The sequence below is a fragment of the Microcoleus sp. Pol10D4 genome, assembly GCF_036701555.1.
Lineage (GTDB): Bacteria > Cyanobacteriota > Cyanobacteriia > Cyanobacteriales > Microcoleaceae > Microcoleus.
In genome coordinates this window covers 1-15,012 of sequence record NZ_JAUBRA010000077.1, presented here as the reverse complement: position 1 = coordinate 15,012, position 15,012 = coordinate 1, and the positions used below count along the sequence as shown (strand labels likewise).

At 46.8% G+C, this 15,012-nt stretch carries 14 protein-coding genes; 9 read left to right on the top strand and 5 right to left on the bottom strand.

Going from position 1 to position 15,012, the window contains the following annotated elements; all coding sequences use genetic code 11:
- Window positions 1-49: 49 nt before the first annotated feature.
- Complete coding sequence (gene sat, locus QUA36_RS26695) at window positions 50-1,231, top strand: sulfate adenylyltransferase (RefSeq protein WP_333162430.1); 1,182 nt, start codon at window positions 50-52, stop codon at window positions 1,229-1,231.
- A gap of 207 nt (window positions 1,232-1,438) precedes the next feature.
- Window positions 1,439-3,610 carry a caspase family protein gene (locus QUA36_RS26690; protein WP_333459651.1) on the top strand — a complete coding sequence of 724 codons (2,172 nt, stop codon included), beginning with the start codon at window positions 1,439-1,441 and terminating at the stop codon, window positions 3,608-3,610.
- Between the two features lie 267 nt (window positions 3,611-3,877).
- Here QUA36_RS26690 and QUA36_RS26685 read toward each other — a convergent pair whose 3' ends face one another.
- Window positions 3,878-5,155: a valine--pyruvate transaminase gene (locus QUA36_RS26685; protein WP_333459650.1), complete on the bottom strand. Its 1,278-nt coding sequence runs from the start codon at window positions 5,153-5,155 to the stop codon at window positions 3,878-3,880.
- A 40-nt stretch (window positions 5,156-5,195) separates the two neighbouring features.
- On the opposite strand from QUA36_RS26685, the gene QUA36_RS26680 reads away from it, so the two are divergent.
- The 5 genes from QUA36_RS26680 (at window position 5,196) to QUA36_RS26660 (ending at window position 8,725) form a co-directional block, all read left to right on the top strand.
- Window positions 5,196-5,381 carry a hypothetical protein gene (locus tag QUA36_RS26680; RefSeq protein WP_333459649.1) on the top strand — a complete coding sequence of 62 codons (186 nt, stop codon included), beginning with the start codon at window positions 5,196-5,198 and terminating at the stop codon, window positions 5,379-5,381.
- A 39-nt stretch (window positions 5,382-5,420) separates the two neighbouring features.
- Window positions 5,421-5,648, top strand: coding sequence for a hypothetical protein (locus tag QUA36_RS26675; RefSeq protein WP_333459648.1), 228 nt, complete (start codon window positions 5,421-5,423; stop codon window positions 5,646-5,648).
- Window positions 5,649-5,743: 95 nt separating this feature from the next.
- Window positions 5,744-6,286: a peroxidase-related enzyme gene (locus QUA36_RS26670; RefSeq protein ID WP_333162424.1), complete on the top strand. Its 543-nt coding sequence runs from the start codon at window positions 5,744-5,746 to the stop codon at window positions 6,284-6,286.
- Between the two features lie 21 nt (window positions 6,287-6,307).
- Window positions 6,308-7,513, top strand: coding sequence for an adenylate/guanylate cyclase domain-containing protein (locus QUA36_RS26665; RefSeq protein ID WP_333459647.1), 1,206 nt, complete (start codon window positions 6,308-6,310; stop codon window positions 7,511-7,513).
- 372 nt (window positions 7,514-7,885) lie between these two features.
- A complete protein-coding gene (locus QUA36_RS26660) occupies window positions 7,886-8,725 on the top strand; it encodes a Tab2/Atab2 family RNA-binding protein (protein ID WP_333459646.1) in 840 nt (279 codons plus the stop codon).
- A 144-nt stretch (window positions 8,726-8,869) separates the two neighbouring features.
- On the opposite strand, the gene QUA36_RS26655 is transcribed toward QUA36_RS26660, so the two are convergent.
- On the bottom strand, window positions 8,870-9,076 hold the full coding sequence (locus QUA36_RS26655; protein ID WP_015177188.1) for a hypothetical protein: 207 nt from the start codon (window positions 9,074-9,076) through the stop codon (window positions 8,870-8,872).
- 209 nt (window positions 9,077-9,285) lie between these two features.
- Between QUA36_RS26655 and QUA36_RS26650 the strand changes: the two genes are divergently transcribed.
- The gene (locus tag QUA36_RS26650; RefSeq protein WP_333459645.1) at window positions 9,286-10,158 is read left to right on the top strand and encodes an S-methyl-5'-thioadenosine phosphorylase; all 873 of its coding nucleotides are present in this window, start codon (window positions 9,286-9,288) and stop codon (window positions 10,156-10,158) included.
- Between the two features lie 140 nt (window positions 10,159-10,298).
- Here QUA36_RS26650 and QUA36_RS26645 read toward each other — a convergent pair whose 3' ends face one another.
- Complete coding sequence (locus QUA36_RS26645) at window positions 10,299-11,522, bottom strand: tetratricopeptide repeat protein (RefSeq protein ID WP_333459644.1); 1,224 nt, start codon at window positions 11,520-11,522, stop codon at window positions 10,299-10,301.
- Between the two features lie 76 nt (window positions 11,523-11,598).
- Between QUA36_RS26645 and QUA36_RS26640 the strand changes: the two genes are divergently transcribed.
- Window positions 11,599-12,090, top strand: coding sequence for a WbuC family cupin fold metalloprotein (locus QUA36_RS26640; RefSeq protein ID WP_333162416.1), 492 nt, complete (start codon window positions 11,599-11,601; stop codon window positions 12,088-12,090).
- A gap of 195 nt (window positions 12,091-12,285) precedes the next feature.
- On the opposite strand, the gene QUA36_RS26635 is transcribed toward QUA36_RS26640, so the two are convergent.
- Window positions 12,286-12,768, bottom strand: coding sequence for a hypothetical protein (locus tag QUA36_RS26635; protein ID WP_333166430.1), 483 nt, complete (start codon window positions 12,766-12,768; stop codon window positions 12,286-12,288).
- Between the two features lie 314 nt (window positions 12,769-13,082).
- Window positions 13,083-14,891, bottom strand: coding sequence for a PAS domain-containing sensor histidine kinase (locus tag QUA36_RS26630; protein WP_333459643.1), 1,809 nt, complete (start codon window positions 14,889-14,891; stop codon window positions 13,083-13,085).
- Window positions 14,892-15,012: the final 121 nt, after the last annotated feature.

Here is a 15,012-nt window from a genome sequence, read left to right as displayed (position 1 = left end):
ACTTGGTACTATGTACTCTGGCAGCTAAAACCCACAACTTCAAATCGACATGAGCCAGCATTCAGACCGCATTGCCCCTCACGGCGGCATCCTGGTCAACCGCATTGCCACACTAGACCAAAGACAAGAATTTTTCGACAAAGCAGAAGTCTTGCCGCGAGTCCAGCTTTCGGATCGATCGATCTCCGACCTGCAAATGATCGCCATCGGCGCCCTGAGTCCCCTCAAAGGGTTCATGAACGAAGCTGATTATCGATCGGTCGTTAAACAAATGCGCCTCTCCAACGGTCTTCCTTGGTCGGTTCCCATCACCCTCTCGGTAACAGAAGAAGTCGCCGCCCCCCTGAAAGCAGGAACTTTAGTGCGCCTCGACTCGCCGGCGGGCGAATTTGTCGGGCTCTTGGAACTTGCAGAAAAATATCACTACAGTAAAGAAGAAGAAGCCGTCAACGTCTACCGCACCGACGATCTCAAACATCCGGGTGTCCAGGTAGTAGACAAATCCGGGCCCGTTAACCTCGCAGGCGACATTTGGCTGCTGGAACGCGAACCAGATCCCCGTTTCCCCCAATACCAAATTGACCCGGCGAAATCGAGAACGCTGTTCACAGAAAAAGGATGGAAAACCATAGTCGGTTTCCAAACCCGAAACCCCATCCACCGGGCCCACGAATACATCCAAAAATGCGCCTTAGAAACAGTAGACGGCTTGTTCCTGCACCCGCTAGTGGGGACGACAAAAGAAGACGACATCCCGGCTGATGTGCGGATGCGCTGCTACGAAATTCTGCTAGAAAAATACTATCCAAAAGATCGCGTAATTTTGGCAATTAATCCGGCGGCGATGCGCTACGCCGGGCCGCGAGAAGCAATTTTTCATGCTTTAATCCGCAAAAACTACGGCTGCACTCACTTTATCGTGGGGCGCGATCACGCTGGAGTTGGCGATTATTACGGCACTTACGATGCCCAATATATTTTTGACGAATTTGAGCCGGGAGAATTGGGAATTGTGCCGATGAAATTCGAGCACGCTTTCTATTGCACACTGACGGAACAAATGGCTACAACTAAAACAAGTCCCAGCACTCCCGAACAACGGGTGCATTTGTCTGGAACCAAAGTTCGGGAAATGCTGCGCGCCGGAAAATTGCCGCCGCCGCAGTTTTCCCGGCCGGAAGTCGCCGCAGAATTAGCCAAAGCCATGAATATTTTCAATTACGAGATTTAAATCTTGAACTTTGGTGGGGGCGACATTCTGAAGAGTTTTGAATTTTGAGTTTTGAGTTTAAATTTTACAAGTTTAAACTTAAAACTTAAAGCTCAAAACTTAAAAATTATCTTAATACTAAACACTCACAACTTAATTAAATTCCCTAAAATTATTGAGGGGAATTTAATTGAAAATTCAAAACTTAAAATTCAAAGCTATTTAAAAATGGGACTCAAGCGGCGGGAATTTTTTCAGGAAGCTGGCCGGGTGCTGGCAGCCATCGGAATCAGCGAGGCCCTGTGGCTGCGGTTGGGCGATGGCTACCTCCAAGCCTTAGCGCAACCGACTGCCAGGAAGTTGGCTTTGTTGGTTGGCGTTGACAAATATCCAGACTCGCCCCTGCACGGCTGCGTCACGGATGTGGAAATGCAGCGGGAACTGCTGATATATCGGTTTGGGTTTGTGCCCTCGGACATTTTGACTTTGACTGACGCTCAAGCTACCAGGGAAAATATCGAGACGGCTTTTGTGACTCACTTGAGGGAACAAGCAAAACCCGGTGACGTGGTAGTTTTTCACTTTAGCGGCTGCGGTAGTCGAGTCAGTTTGGCCGAGTCTCCCGGAAAAATGCAAAACAGTTTGGTGCCGGCGGATGATGTTTTGCCGTTGTTAGCCAACCGGGCGGTGAACGATATTTTAGAGGAAACGCTGTTTCTGTTGATGCGATCGCTCGCGACAGAAAATGCGATCGCCATCCTCGACACCAGCTACCATTATCGGGGTTTCCCCACAAACGGCAACTTTCGCATTCGATCCCGCCCCCGCCCCACCATCGGCGAGCCGGGCCTCGCAGAATTAACGTTTGCCCAAGACCTCCGAACCCGCAAAAATCTTCGTCCTGCCGCGGCCGTACTTGCCGCAGGCGCGAATTCCCAACTCGCCGCCGAACAAGAGTGGGGCGGATTTACCGCAGGTTTGTTTACCTACGCCCTCACCCAAACTTTGTGGTGGGCAACTCCCGCTAGCAGCTTCAGCGTCAGTTTCAGTCGCGCTGCGGGTAATGTCGAGCAAATCGCGGGGTTATCGCAGCAACCGCAAATTCTCAATCACGATTTAACAACCGCGCCGGCGGCGAATTTTTCAAATTTAATGTTGAATTCCCCTGCATCTGACGGCGCTGTGACGGCGGTGGAAGACGGCAGCAAAACTGTGCAGTTGTGGCTGGGGGGGTTGTCGCCCTGGGTTTTGGAGTGCTGCGGGGGTTCTGTGTTTGCTGTGGATTCCTCAGCGGGCGCGAGGCTTTTGCTGCGGGGACGCACGGGACTCTCTGCTAAAGCCCAAGTTTTAGATGGGTCTGCTCAAACAAACGGCGAATTAACTGTCGGCGAACTCGTGAGGGAAGAAATTCGGGTATTGCCGCGAAACATCGGTTTGACAGTAGCTTTGGACTCAGGTTTGGAACGCATCGAGCGCGTGGACGCTACCAGCGCCTTTGCGACTGTGCCGCAAGTTTCGGCGGTAGGCAGCGAGCAATTGGCTGACTGTCGGTTCGGCAGAGTCCCGGAAACGACTTTAGCCGAAACTTCCTCGGCTCACGAGCCTGCTTTGTATCCAAGCCGTTACGGTTTGTTTTCTTTGGCTCAAATGCTGATTCCCGATACTGAGGGCGACGGGGGAGAAGCAGTTAAGGTGGCGGTGCAGCGCTTGACTCCGCAGTTGAAAGCGCTGCAGGCTGGGAAGTTGCTGCGGCTGACTACCAATGAGGGGTCTTCGCGCCTGAAGGTGCGGGCGGTTCTGGCAACTACCGCACCGCAAGCGCGGGTCGTGGCACAGCGGGAGCCTGTGCGGGCCGAAAAATCTTACCGCCTGGAACCGCTGACCGGGGAAAGTGAGAAATCTGATCAGCTTTCTATACTAAGTGTGAACAACGCCAGCCGAATTCAGTGCAGATTGTATAACGATAGCGATCGCCCGGTTTACTTTGCGGTGTTTGACTCGAGCAGCGCGGGACGGCTGTCAGTGCTCGGCGCTGAGGCCAAAGACGGTGTGGGGGGGATGTCGCGGCCGATCGCTCCTGGGGAGAATGTGACCGTGCCGACGGCTGGGGCGATCGGGTGGGCGGTATCGGGGCCGATCGGACTTGCGGAAATTACAATTATATTTAGTGAGAAGCCCTTCGCTCAAACTCTGGCTGCAATAGAAGCCGAAATCCAGCAAACGAGGGATGCCCTGCCAATTCGAGTGTTGTTGAATCCTTTAAATGTGGCGCGGGCTGTGCTCGAAGATTTGCACGCGGCTAGCATTCCGGGGGTGCAGAAAGTGGGGATATCGACGGATGATTGGGCTTTGGATGTGAATGTTTGGGCAACTCTGAGTTTTGTTTATCGGGTGGTTTAATTGAAAAAGGGGGACTTGGGAATGTTTTCTATAACCTATAATCTGAATCTATCCCAGTACGAAATCGATAAGCTGTCGCGCATTTAAATTGCCTGTTAGAGGCGGGCGGGACGCCCAACCCACAAGAGTTTGATTGTTTTTTCACAGACCATTTAAATGCAGAACATCTTATTACTTTGGCTACGCTTAGCACGAGTCGAGCGGGAACAGCATAGCGGAAATATTGGGAATGTCAACTGCCAACTGTCAACTGCCAACTGTCAACTGTCAACTGTCAACTGACTGATAAAGCTTTTCTACCATTTGAGCCAAGCGTTTCATGGCAGTTTCAATCTCATCATTGGTCGCGGTCAAACTGATGCGTAAACACTCATGTTTGTGCTGCCAATCTTCCCGCAAACCAGGGAAGAAAGAACTTCCTGGCACGACAATTACGCCGACTTTTTTCAACTCTTGATATAGTTCCCAATCAGTCATTGGCAAATCTTTCAGCCACAACCATGCGAAAATTGCTCCTTCGCCCCGGTGCAAAAACCACGGCAAATCTTTCGGCATTGCTTGTTCTAGAGTGCTTTCTACGATCGCAAATTTGCTTTGATAGTACGGCCGAATTACGTTGATGGAAATATCGGCAAGAGCGCCGGAAGCAATGGCACGAGTTGCGATCGCCTGTCCGTATCTCGGCGAATGAATGCACATATTGGTCTGAAAACATTCTAATATTTGAATGATTTTTGCATCGCCGATCGCAATTCCGATTCTTTCACCCGGCAATCCGGCTTTCGACAAACTCATACAGTGCACGATATTGCCGCCAAAAATCGGCGTCATTTCGGTAAAATTCAAAGACGGGAAGGGAGGGCCGTAGGCGGAATCAACGAACACCGGCGCGTCAAAAGCGGCCGCTAAATCGGCAATTTTCTTAACTTCGTCGTCGCTGAGAACGTTGCCGGTGGGGTTGCAGGGACGGGAAAAAATGACGCAGCCGGTGGTTTGGTCGATCGACAATTGGCTGAAATCCGGGCGGTATTTGAACCTGTGAGCAGCCGCATCAATATCGAGGGTGGGTTTGCAGGCGACTACCGCTTCGGGAATCAAGCTAACGCCGCCGTAACCCGTGTAGTCTGGGCTCAGCGGTAAAACAATATTTTTAAGCTGTTTGCTGGTAGTGTAGCCGCCGAAAGCGTTGGCTGCGTAGAAGTAAATCGATTGACTTCCGGGAGTAATTAGGATATTGCGATCGGTCAAATTCAGTCCGTAACGCTGATTAAAATCCGCCAAAACCGCATTGATAAACGGCTGATAACCTTGACTGGAACCGTAGCGACAAACCACCTCGCCGTATTCCGGGCTCGCCAAAAGTTCCGCAGTGCAGTCGCGCCACAACTGCTCGACTTCCGGTAAAATCACCGGATTTCCGGCGCTCAAATTGATAAACTCCTGCCCGCTGCCGGCTCTGAGTGTTTCTATAATATCTTTCATGATTGCCCGAACTCCCGTGAGGTGGGACATCTGAGCGCCAAATTGAGTCAGGGCAGGGTTCATAGCAAATGCAGCGACAATGATAGAAGTTTACAGTTTACCCATGATAACTCCAGTCGCAGGCGTTAGCCTAGCTGATCTGGGGCATGGGTTGTCGATCGAGCTTCTGATTAATTCAATAAACTCGATCGCACAGCGTTTTATTTCTTCCCCTGTGCGCCCGCCGGAGCATAAGATTCAGGGCATTTGTGGAGCCCGATCGAGCGATCGAACAGTGTTTTTTGCCTAAAAATTAGCGAACGGAACAGCAATCTCTAATTCAATAGTTGTGGTAAGATTTCACGCCGTCGCGCCAGATGAATTGCCGATACTTGACAACAACCATTGGAAAAATCTAAAATTAGTCGTAAAACCCGATCGCAACAGAATTTTATTGGCTCCGGTTACTGCTATAATTGCAGGTTTAATCCAGCCTCAAGAATCAGATTTGTTGCTAGCTCATTTTCATGATTCGCGGTTTGTTGACAGCGGTGCATTTTATTATCAATCCGACTAAAGCCAAGATAGCTCGTAAGGTCGCCCTTCGAGTGGCGTTACATAACAAAAACGTAAATTCTCCCCCAATTAATTGCCGTAAAATTCAACACACCAATGACACACTTTCCACTTATAGAATACGAGCAACTTACAGATCCTAAAGCCAAAGCAGTGTACGAAGAAATATTGACAGACTTGGGGTTTGGCATCGTCCCCAACCTGTTCAAGTCAATGGCAATCAACCCTGACATATTAGAAGCAAATTGGAAAAAATTCCGGGGAACAATCCTGCAAGGAGACTTACCCCGCACGCTTAAAGAAATGGTCGGCGTCGCTATTTCCCAATCAAATAATAGCGAGTACGCTCTCCAAGTTCACCTGCACGGATTATCAGCCTTGGGGATGAGCGAAGAAATCCTGCGAACGCTAGTTTCTGACTTTGCCAACTGCCCTTTGCCAAAACGCGATAAAGCCGTAATTACCTTTGGCTTGCTGGCTGCTACCAAACCGCTGGAAATGACAGAAGCGGATTACCAAAACCTGCGGGATTTAGGGCTAGATGATGCGGAAATATTTGAGATTATTGCTACAGCAGACTTGTTTAGCTTTGTCAACCGATATACCGATGCAATAGCCCTGGAAATAGATGCTTTGTAATCTATATTTTATACCCATATTATGGGCGATCGGCTAGAAGATCAAGATCGAGAAGAGCTTCTGTTGACAGCCCGCCATTTGTTAGCAGAAGCTCAAGCGCTTTCCATCCGCATTTCCGCCGTCAATGAAATTGCCACTGCCATTAACCGCACCCTCGATCTGGGCCAAATTTTGCGGGTAGTAGGTAAGCAAGCCAAATGGCTGCTGGACTTTGAACACTGTAGCGTTTGCCTGCACAGCAATAACGCTTGCATGACTTTATTTGGCCCGCATATCCCTGTAGATATTTCAGCCCTGACAGAGGGCGGCCCTATTAAGAAAGCTTTCACAACACGTCAACCTCAATTAATTCAACAAGCGGATGCCACTGCTATTTTATCCCCCTACGCTTCGCAGATTATCCTTCCCTTGGAAAGCGAAGGTAAGGTTTTAGGAACCATTAATTTTGCCACAACCAAGCCGGGGGCTTACACTCAAGAAGACTTGCGGATTGGCTATCTTTTGGCTTTGCAACTATCCTCAGCCATCCGCAATGCTGAACGCTTTAAAGAGATAAATAGCCTGTATTCCGAACTCGATGCCGAAAAGCACAAATCTGACCAGCTACTGTTGAATGTGCTCCCGGTTGAAATTGCCGAAGAGCTAAAAAATAACGGCAAAGTGGAACCACTTTATTATGATAGCGTATCGGTTTTATTTACTGACTTTAAAGGCTTTACTCAGTTATCTGAAAAAATGACGCCGCGAGAGTTGGTTGACGAACTAGACTATTGTTTTTCTTATTTTGATCGCGTGATGGATAAATACTCTATGGAAAAACTGAAGACTATTGGCGACAGCTATATGTGTGCGGCGGGAATTCCTACGCCTCGTGCAACACACGCCTTTGACGCTGTACTTGCTGCCATAGAAATCCGACAGTTCATGGATTTGCGAAAATTGCAGAAAGCTCAACAAAATATTCCTTATTGGGATATCCGCATTGGCATTCATTCAGGCCCAATACTTGCTGGGGTAATTGGCAATAAAAAGTTTTCCTATGATGTCTGGGGAGATACAGTTAATACTGCATCTCGGATGGAATCTTCCGGCGTCCCTGGAAATATCAATATCTCTCAGGAAACGTTTGAATTAGTTAGAGATTTTTTTGAATGCGAATACCGAGGAAAAATTTATGCTAAAAATAAAGGCGAGTTGGATATGTATTTGGTTCACCATCTTAAATAAATTTGGGAATGGCTAAGCGAGTCCTTATTGTATTTTAGATTTTAGATTTTGGATGTTAGATTTTGATTAAGGAATGACTGATTACTATCACGGTTTGGATCGCGGGCCTACAGTTGCCGTTTTTTTGACTGGTGTTAGATATAGCAATCCTTGCAGGAGTCGTAAATTTTTTACCCCACCCCAACCCTCCCCTTGGTAAGGGAAGGGAGTAAGAAATTGACAAATGATTTAGGATTGCTATATTGAAATCCAACTCAACTATGAACTGAGAATATATAGCTCGAAGTTTTTTTCCCGAGTTCGGTATTGTATCGGATTGTCACCAGGCTATATTAAAATTATCGAGTTGTAGATTTTATTTTTTAATTATTTATGCGTATTTGGCAAGCCGATTTTTACCGCCGCCCTCTCCAAGACGAAACTGGCAAACCACTGTGGGAACTCTTAATTTGCGACTCGGAAGGCAGTTTTAAATTTAGCGCTGTTTGCCGCCAGGGGGACGCAAATTCTAATTGGCTAGCCTCGAAGTTGCAGCAGCAAGCTCAAGCTCAGAATTTGCCCGACTTGATTCAAGTATTTAGACCTCAGTCTCTGGGCTTAATCGAAGCTGCGGGCAAAGTTTTGGGTGTCAAGGTGGAAGCGACTCGGCGCACTGCGGCTCTGAAATTGCTGCTGCAACAACGCGCAAAAGAATATTCGAGTATGCCTAATTATACAAGTGAAACTTACAGCGCGATCGCCCTTGACTCGCCACCGCCCGTACCCTTACCCGAAAACCTCTGGGGCGATGGCTGGCGTTTTGCTTCCCTACCCGCCGGCGATATTGAAGAGGCTTTCCAAGGGCGTCCCCTGCCAATTTTGGAAATGCCAGAATTGCTGTTACCGCTGAATTTGGGCTTGGCCTCAACAGTACCCGTACCGGGAGTTGTAATTGACGGCGGACGCCAGTCTATGCGCTTGGCTAGATGGCTTCAGGACGCCAAACCTTTTTCTTTGAATTATATCGCTGGAGAACCTGACGGATTGATATTGGAAGCTGGGTTAGTAGATAGGTGGGTTGTGGCTACTTTTGAAGATAGCGAGGTGAAAGCCGCGGCCAAAATCTACCAACAGCGCAAGCAATTAAGTAAAGGATTACATTTTTTGTTAGTCCAGCCCGATGATAGTGGCATGACTTATACAGGCTTTTGGCTGTTAAATTTTGATCGATAAGATGTAAATAATATTATTTGTGAGGTCGAGGGTTCGCGCGCCGAAAAATAGTAAAGCACCGCCCGAACTCAGTTCCCGCCGATACAGACTCAAGCACAAATTTTAAAACCGCTTCTTGAACTAGCGAGAGATCGTGCTGAAAATTTATTCTACAACTAAAATCAAGCCGTTTTGGATTCCCTGACACACTCGGTTGATGTGACACTGGTCTTTTTCGTTCAGACCTTTCTGGGCTAGCATTGCTGATTTCAGCAGCCGTCTGTCAAGGGGGGTAATCTGGCGAAAAGCAAAGATGCGCTCGACGATCGCCTCGATCGAGATTTTGGGGAGGTTAGCAGAGCTGACTGTCATGGTCTTAACACGCTAAAAGTTGATAACAGAACTGTGTATCTTTATTTTTAAAGATTTTGTGAAGGTACTTTGTGATTAATATCACATATTTTTTGTGACAATATAGTGTATATAGGGTGACTTTTGTCACGAAATCTTCAATTATCTTTACGCCAACTTAACGATGGCCCGATAGAATCACTGTGGTAAAACTCAAGCAGAGGGTAAAAATGGCACAAGCAAAAATCGGAATTATCGGCGGCAGCGGTTTGTATAAAATGGAGGCCCTCAAGGATATTGAAGAGGTGAAAATTGATACACCTTTTGGATCACCATCGGATGCCGCAATTGTGGGAACATTGGACGGTACGCCGGTAGCATTTCTGGCTAGACACGGCCGCAACCACACTTTTTTGCCCTCAGAAGTGCCATATCGTGCAAATATTTATGCAATGAAGAGTTTGGGAGTTGAGTATTTAATCTCAGCCTCGGCGGTTGGTTCCCTGAAAGCAGAGGCGAAACCTTTAGATATGGTAGTGCCCGATCAGTTTATCGATCGTACAAAAAATCGAGTTTCTACTTTTTTTGGAGAAGGAATTGTTGCTCACATCACATTCGGCGATCCGGTTTGCGGCGAATTGGCTAAAGTATTGGCAAGTGCGATCGAATCCTTGAACCTCACCGACGTTACCCTCCACCGGGGCGGCACTTACGTCTGCATGGAAGGCCCCGCATTTTCCACAAAAGCAGAATCCCACCTTTACCGCAGTTGGGGGGCGACAGTCATCGGCATGACAAATTTGCCGGAAGCAAAATTAGCCAGAGAAGCAGAAATTGCCTACGCAACTTTAGCATTAGTCACCGATTACGACTGCTGGCACGAAGATCACGACAGCGTAACAGTAGAAATGGTAATAGCAAATTTACACCGCAATGCAGAGAATGCTCAAAAAGTCATTCAAGAAACAGTCCGTAGACTAACAGAAAATCCCCCAGTATCTGATGCACATTCAGCTTTAAAATATGCAATTCTGACTCGGCTGGATCAAGTGCCGGCCGCAACTAAGGAGAAAATGGGCTTGTTGTTGCAGAAATATTTGTAAAACGAACCGTGAAGACGCAAAAAGCGCGAAGGAAAAACTGCATTCCTTCTTTCTCTTCCTTCGCGTCCTTAGCGTCTTCGCGGTTCATTTAATCTTACGACCTATTCGTTATCCTATAGTTGACGATTATTTCTGAAGGATTAATTTATCAACTGCTTGAATGCGTCGTGTTCGCGAATTTTCTCCAAATCAGCTTCACTTTTTGCCAACTCTTTACACACATTCGGATTGAGATTGAGGGCGCGCTTTAAATTTTCAATTGCTAATTCAATTTTACCTTGTAACGCATAACATCGGGCTTTATTGTACCAAATTCTGTAAAAGTCAGGCCGGATTTTAGCAGCGTTGTCGTAGGAAGCGATCGCAGCTTCGTATTTTTGCAATTTGGAGAGTGCAACGCCTCGATTGTTCCAAGCGTCAGTATAATCATTTTTAATTTGTAGGGCTTGATTGTAAGAAATTACTGCTTGTTCGTACTCCTGCATTTTGGAAAACGCAACGCCTCGGTTGTTCCAAGCATCGGCATAATCGGGTTTGGCTTGAATTGCTTGTTCGTAACAGCCGATCGCCTCCTGGTACTTCTGCAACTCCAACAATACCACGCCTCGATTGTTCCAAGCATCGGGATAATTCGGACGAATTGTAGTAGCTTGTTCGTAAGAGGCGATCGCCTCTGGATACCGCTGCATTCTCGTGAGCACGACTCCTCGGTTGTTCCAAGTATCGGCTAAATCCGGCTGAATTTTCAGGGCCTGATCGTAAGCTGCGATCGCATCTTGATAACGGTTTTCAAAGAAACAAGCATCTCCCTGTTTAGCATAGTCGCCAGCCGTCAATAGCTGTTGGTAATTGCCATAGTTAACCGGAGCAAATTCTTGAATTTGGGCGTCGGGAAATAACAAGTCTGTTTCTGCATCGGCCGGGTGACTTTGGTGTTGAATTTCGCCTAAGATAGTTTCAGCGTCCGAAATTAATAGTTTTAATTGAGAGATTGTATCGTAATGGAGACTTTCAATTTCTTGGCGAGCAATTGTTGTCTGCTTGGACAATTTGCTCAACAGAAACCAAACCCCAACTCCGGCTGCTGTCGGAAACAAAGTTAGGGCAATTACCAGCCCGTTAAGCAGTACCGCCGTGCGCCCAAAAGCAATGTCAACTTCTTCTTGAACTCGATCGCGAATTTCTTCTTTAAGTTGCTGCTGTGAGAATTCCTGCTGAACCCACAGTGCCACCCTCGGTTCAGACGCAGAAACGCTACTGGCGCAGACTAGAATAGTCAAAAGGGCGATCGGGCTAATACTTTTTCTAAAGATACTTGACAAACGCATTGCCTTAGTGATACCCACCTGAGTTGCGATTTCCATGTGTCAAGAGATGCTGATAACGATGATCCCAGACTAGCCCATTTGTTCACAAACTATTAAATACAGGATATCTGTTGTGCAGTCCCCTCCGATCAAATTGCTGACGCAAGAATTGCTAGACGAAGTTGCCGCTTCCTCCCGCCGCAGTCCCCGCCAGCGACAAAATTACAATTTCCATGATTTGTCTGAAAAAGTGCAGCGGTTTGTCAACGTGCTGCAACCAGGCACTTACGTCCGCCCTCACCAACACCTGCGCCCGCCTGCCGTTAACGGTTTTGAGTTTTTTGTGGTGATTCAAGGAGAAGTCGGTATTGTTATTTTGAACGAAAACGGCCAAATCCTGCGCTCCTTGCGAGTCAGCGCGGCAGGCCCGACTCGCGCTGTCGAACTGCCAGAGGGCACTATTCACACGTTAGTAGCTTTGACACAGGATACTGTGATTTTGGAGTTTAAGGAAGGGCCTTACGACGTGGGGGCTGATAAAGACTTTTTGGCAAGTTTTCCTGCTGAGGGAACTGCGGCGGCGCGAGAATTAGTCCTGATTTGGGAAGCGGAATTTAACAGTTGATATCAATTCCGGTTACACCGGAATGATTGTTGACTGTTGACTGTTGACTGTTGACTGTTGAGTGTTAACTGTTAACTGTTGACTGTTGACTGTTGACTGTTGACTGTTAAAAATCTAAAATTTAAAATCGGTTGGCTGTTGACTGTTAAAAATCTAAAATCTAAAATCTAAAATCTAAAATCGATGGGCTGATTACTAATTACTGATGAATCTAATTGTCGTCATCCGATTGTATAAATCCGGGGCGGTGCGAATGATTTTTCTCAGAAGTTCATCCGTCACCCAAAAGACGAGGGGAAACGAAAATTTTTTGCTGAATTCGCTGCATAATAGGTTGGTAGAAACGAGCAATCGATCGATCGTCTCCACTGATTCCAAACCGAGGATCATTAAAGCTGGAGGCTGTTCCCCGTCTATTTCTGCTGCCATTGTCCTGTAGAGAGTTGTCGCCGATTTGGGCAAAAACAGTTGCTGCGGTTTCACGGGACAATTTACTTGCAGCCGATCGACTATTTGCTGCCGCAAAGCCAGCGAGTTGCAGTTGACTAAAACGAAAGAAAAGTAACCTTGGGAAAGACGGAGCGTCCGAATTAAAGTGGATAACGACCGCTCGTTATATTTAGCTGCATCGTCTTTAGCTGTATTTTCTGAGCTTTGCTCGACCAACATAAATTGCATATTTTTTATCTAGTTTTAGAGATTTTCTAGATTAAATGATGTTTCTAAAGAAAATGTGAAGATTGGAAATTTATTTTTCCTTTAAAAACATTTGGGTAACTATACCACGGTTTTAAATTAATATCAATAGTCCCATCGAAATAGTCCGATCGACAGATTTGGCTTGAACCACTCAAAAAGCACCTGCGACGGCACAACACAATGATAGCCACCGCAGAACGAAGAAGCATATTTCGCAAGGGTTTCAGCAATTAATAACGTTCTAAATATCTGGCACAATTTCTAGATTAAATGTAATTTAAAATACAAAAAAATTACCTAAAATTCTCAGCCAGCGGCAAAGTAAACCAAAAACTTGCCCCAGCACCGGGAGTGCTAATTACCCCTATTTGGCCGCCGTGAGCACCAATAATTTGGCGACAAAGATATAGTCCCAAACCCAAACCGACGGAGTGTCGAGATTGATCACCCCTAACGTAAAGGTCAAAAAGATGTTCGCACTGTTCCGGCAATATTCCCGCCCCGTCATCTTCCACGGTACAGTAAATCATTCTACTTCCGGGATTGGAGATTGGTGATTGGGGATTGGTAATGGGGGATTGTGGATTGGTAATGGGGGATTTGTCGATGTCTTGTTTTGCTGTGCTTTGATTTATAGTTAATTTTTCTGCATTGATTACTTGAGCCGAAACAGTTAAATTCAGTCCCGGAAAATTGTGTTTTAAAGCATTAGCAATTAAATTAGAGAAGACTCGCCACAACTGAGTTTTGTCAGCATTCACGGCTGGCAAATCATCTGGCACCAAATTTTTAAAAGTAGCTTTACCCTCATTCATTAAAGGCTCCAAATCTGTCGCAGCAGCTTCAACTATCGCCCTCAAATTAACCGATTCGCAGTGCAGAACCAAACCGCGCAATTCCCCGGCGTGAACTTCCAGCAGCGAATTTATCAAGCGCAATTGCTGCTCGCTACCTTGAATCATCCGCTCCAAAATAGAACGGGGAATTGCGATCGAATCCCCAGTTTTCGTCTGCCAATTTTTCAGCACCATTAACATTCCCGCTACCGGGTTTCGCAAGTCGTGAGAAAGAGCGTGGATAAACAGCCGCAGCGATTCTTGTGCCTGTTTGCGCTGCGTGATATCCTCAATTAAACCCTCATAATAAAGCACGCTGCCGCTGCTATCCCGTACCGCCCGCGCCTTCTCAGAAATCCAGACAATATTGCCGTCACAGCGGTAAATTTTAGATTCAAAATCCGATACTGTGCCGCTTTCCTCGATCGATCGCAAAAACTCATTTCTGCGAGCCGGATCGACGTACAACTGCCGCTCAATATCAGTAAACTTTGCCGTCACTTCTTCCGGGGAATCGCAGCCGTAAATCCGCGCCAAAGCTGGATTTGCAGTAATATAACGGCCATCGGGAGTGCTTTGAAAAATCCCCTCGCCCGCATTCTCAAAAATGCTGCGGTACTTCGCCTCCGCCTCTTCCAACTGCTGGTAAGCAGATTCCAACTCACGCCTGGTACTAAACTCTTTCCGTTGCAGACATTCGTACCAATAAACCGACAAATCGCAAATCAAACAAATCCAAAACAAATATAAGTACAACCCGGTCAACTTAAAAGGAGTATACTTAGCAAAACTTAGATTTAAAACCAAATTTATCCCGACGTGGCAACACAAAACGCCGAGTTGAGAAATCAGGTGGAGGCGCCAGCGGACGGGCATCAGCGTAGCTTGGATCAGAAACGCTAAAATCCAGGTAAAAATTGGTAATTCCCCTGCTTGTGCGACAGCTAGCCCAACCTGTACAACTACCGTCAGCGACCACGAAAAACCCAAAAATAGCAAACCGGGATAGCGCTGTCCGAAGGAGGTTTTTTGCAACACAAAACAGGTCAACAAACCCAATTCTACAGCAGCGCTCGTGTACAAATAAACACTTTCAAACTCCTGGCGAGCGAAGAATCTTTCGCCCAGAAAATAGACCGTTATTGTGAAGGCAAAAAAGATGGCAATTCCGACAGCAGGGCGCAGCCGCTCTCGGAGGAAGCGATCGCGCCACAGCTCGTAAACCGTTAATGCCTGAACTGATTTTGCATTGCCCAAATAGTTCATACCATTTTAGATTTTAGATTATATCAATTCCGGTTGCACCGGAATGACTGTTGACTGTTGACTGTTGACTGTTGACTGTTGACTGTTGACTGTTGACTGTTGACTGTTGACTGTTGACTGT

What these genes read in the sequence shown, in the direction of transcription:
- sat (WP_333162430.1), top strand. Translation starts at nt 50, where the DNA reads ATGAGCCAGCATTCAGACCGCATTGCCCCTCACGGCGGCATCCTGGTC.
- QUA36_RS26690 (WP_333459651.1), top strand. Translation starts at nt 1,439, where the DNA reads ATGGGACTCAAGCGGCGGGAATTTTTTCAGGAAGCTGGCCGGGTGCTG.
- QUA36_RS26685 (WP_333459650.1), bottom strand. Translation starts at nt 5,155, where the DNA reads ATGAACCCTGCCCTGACTCAATTTGGCGCTCAGATGTCCCACCTCACG.
- QUA36_RS26680 (WP_333459649.1), top strand. Translation starts at nt 5,196, where the DNA reads ATGATAACTCCAGTCGCAGGCGTTAGCCTAGCTGATCTGGGGCATGGG.
- QUA36_RS26670 (WP_333162424.1), top strand. Translation starts at nt 5,744, where the DNA reads ATGACACACTTTCCACTTATAGAATACGAGCAACTTACAGATCCTAAA.
- QUA36_RS26665 (WP_333459647.1), top strand. Translation starts at nt 6,308, where the DNA reads ATGGGCGATCGGCTAGAAGATCAAGATCGAGAAGAGCTTCTGTTGACA.
- QUA36_RS26660 (WP_333459646.1), top strand. Translation starts at nt 7,886, where the DNA reads ATGCGTATTTGGCAAGCCGATTTTTACCGCCGCCCTCTCCAAGACGAA.
- QUA36_RS26655 (WP_015177188.1), bottom strand. Translation starts at nt 9,076, where the DNA reads ATGACAGTCAGCTCTGCTAACCTCCCCAAAATCTCGATCGAGGCGATC.
- QUA36_RS26650 (WP_333459645.1), top strand. Translation starts at nt 9,286, where the DNA reads ATGGCACAAGCAAAAATCGGAATTATCGGCGGCAGCGGTTTGTATAAA.
- QUA36_RS26645 (WP_333459644.1), bottom strand. Translation starts at nt 11,522, where the DNA reads ATGGAAATCGCAACTCAGGTGGGTATCACTAAGGCAATGCGTTTGTCA.
- QUA36_RS26635 (WP_333166430.1), bottom strand. Translation starts at nt 12,768, where the DNA reads ATGCAATTTATGTTGGTCGAGCAAAGCTCAGAAAATACAGCTAAAGAC.
- QUA36_RS26630 (WP_333459643.1), bottom strand. Translation starts at nt 14,891, where the DNA reads ATGAACTATTTGGGCAATGCAAAATCAGTTCAGGCATTAACGGTTTAC.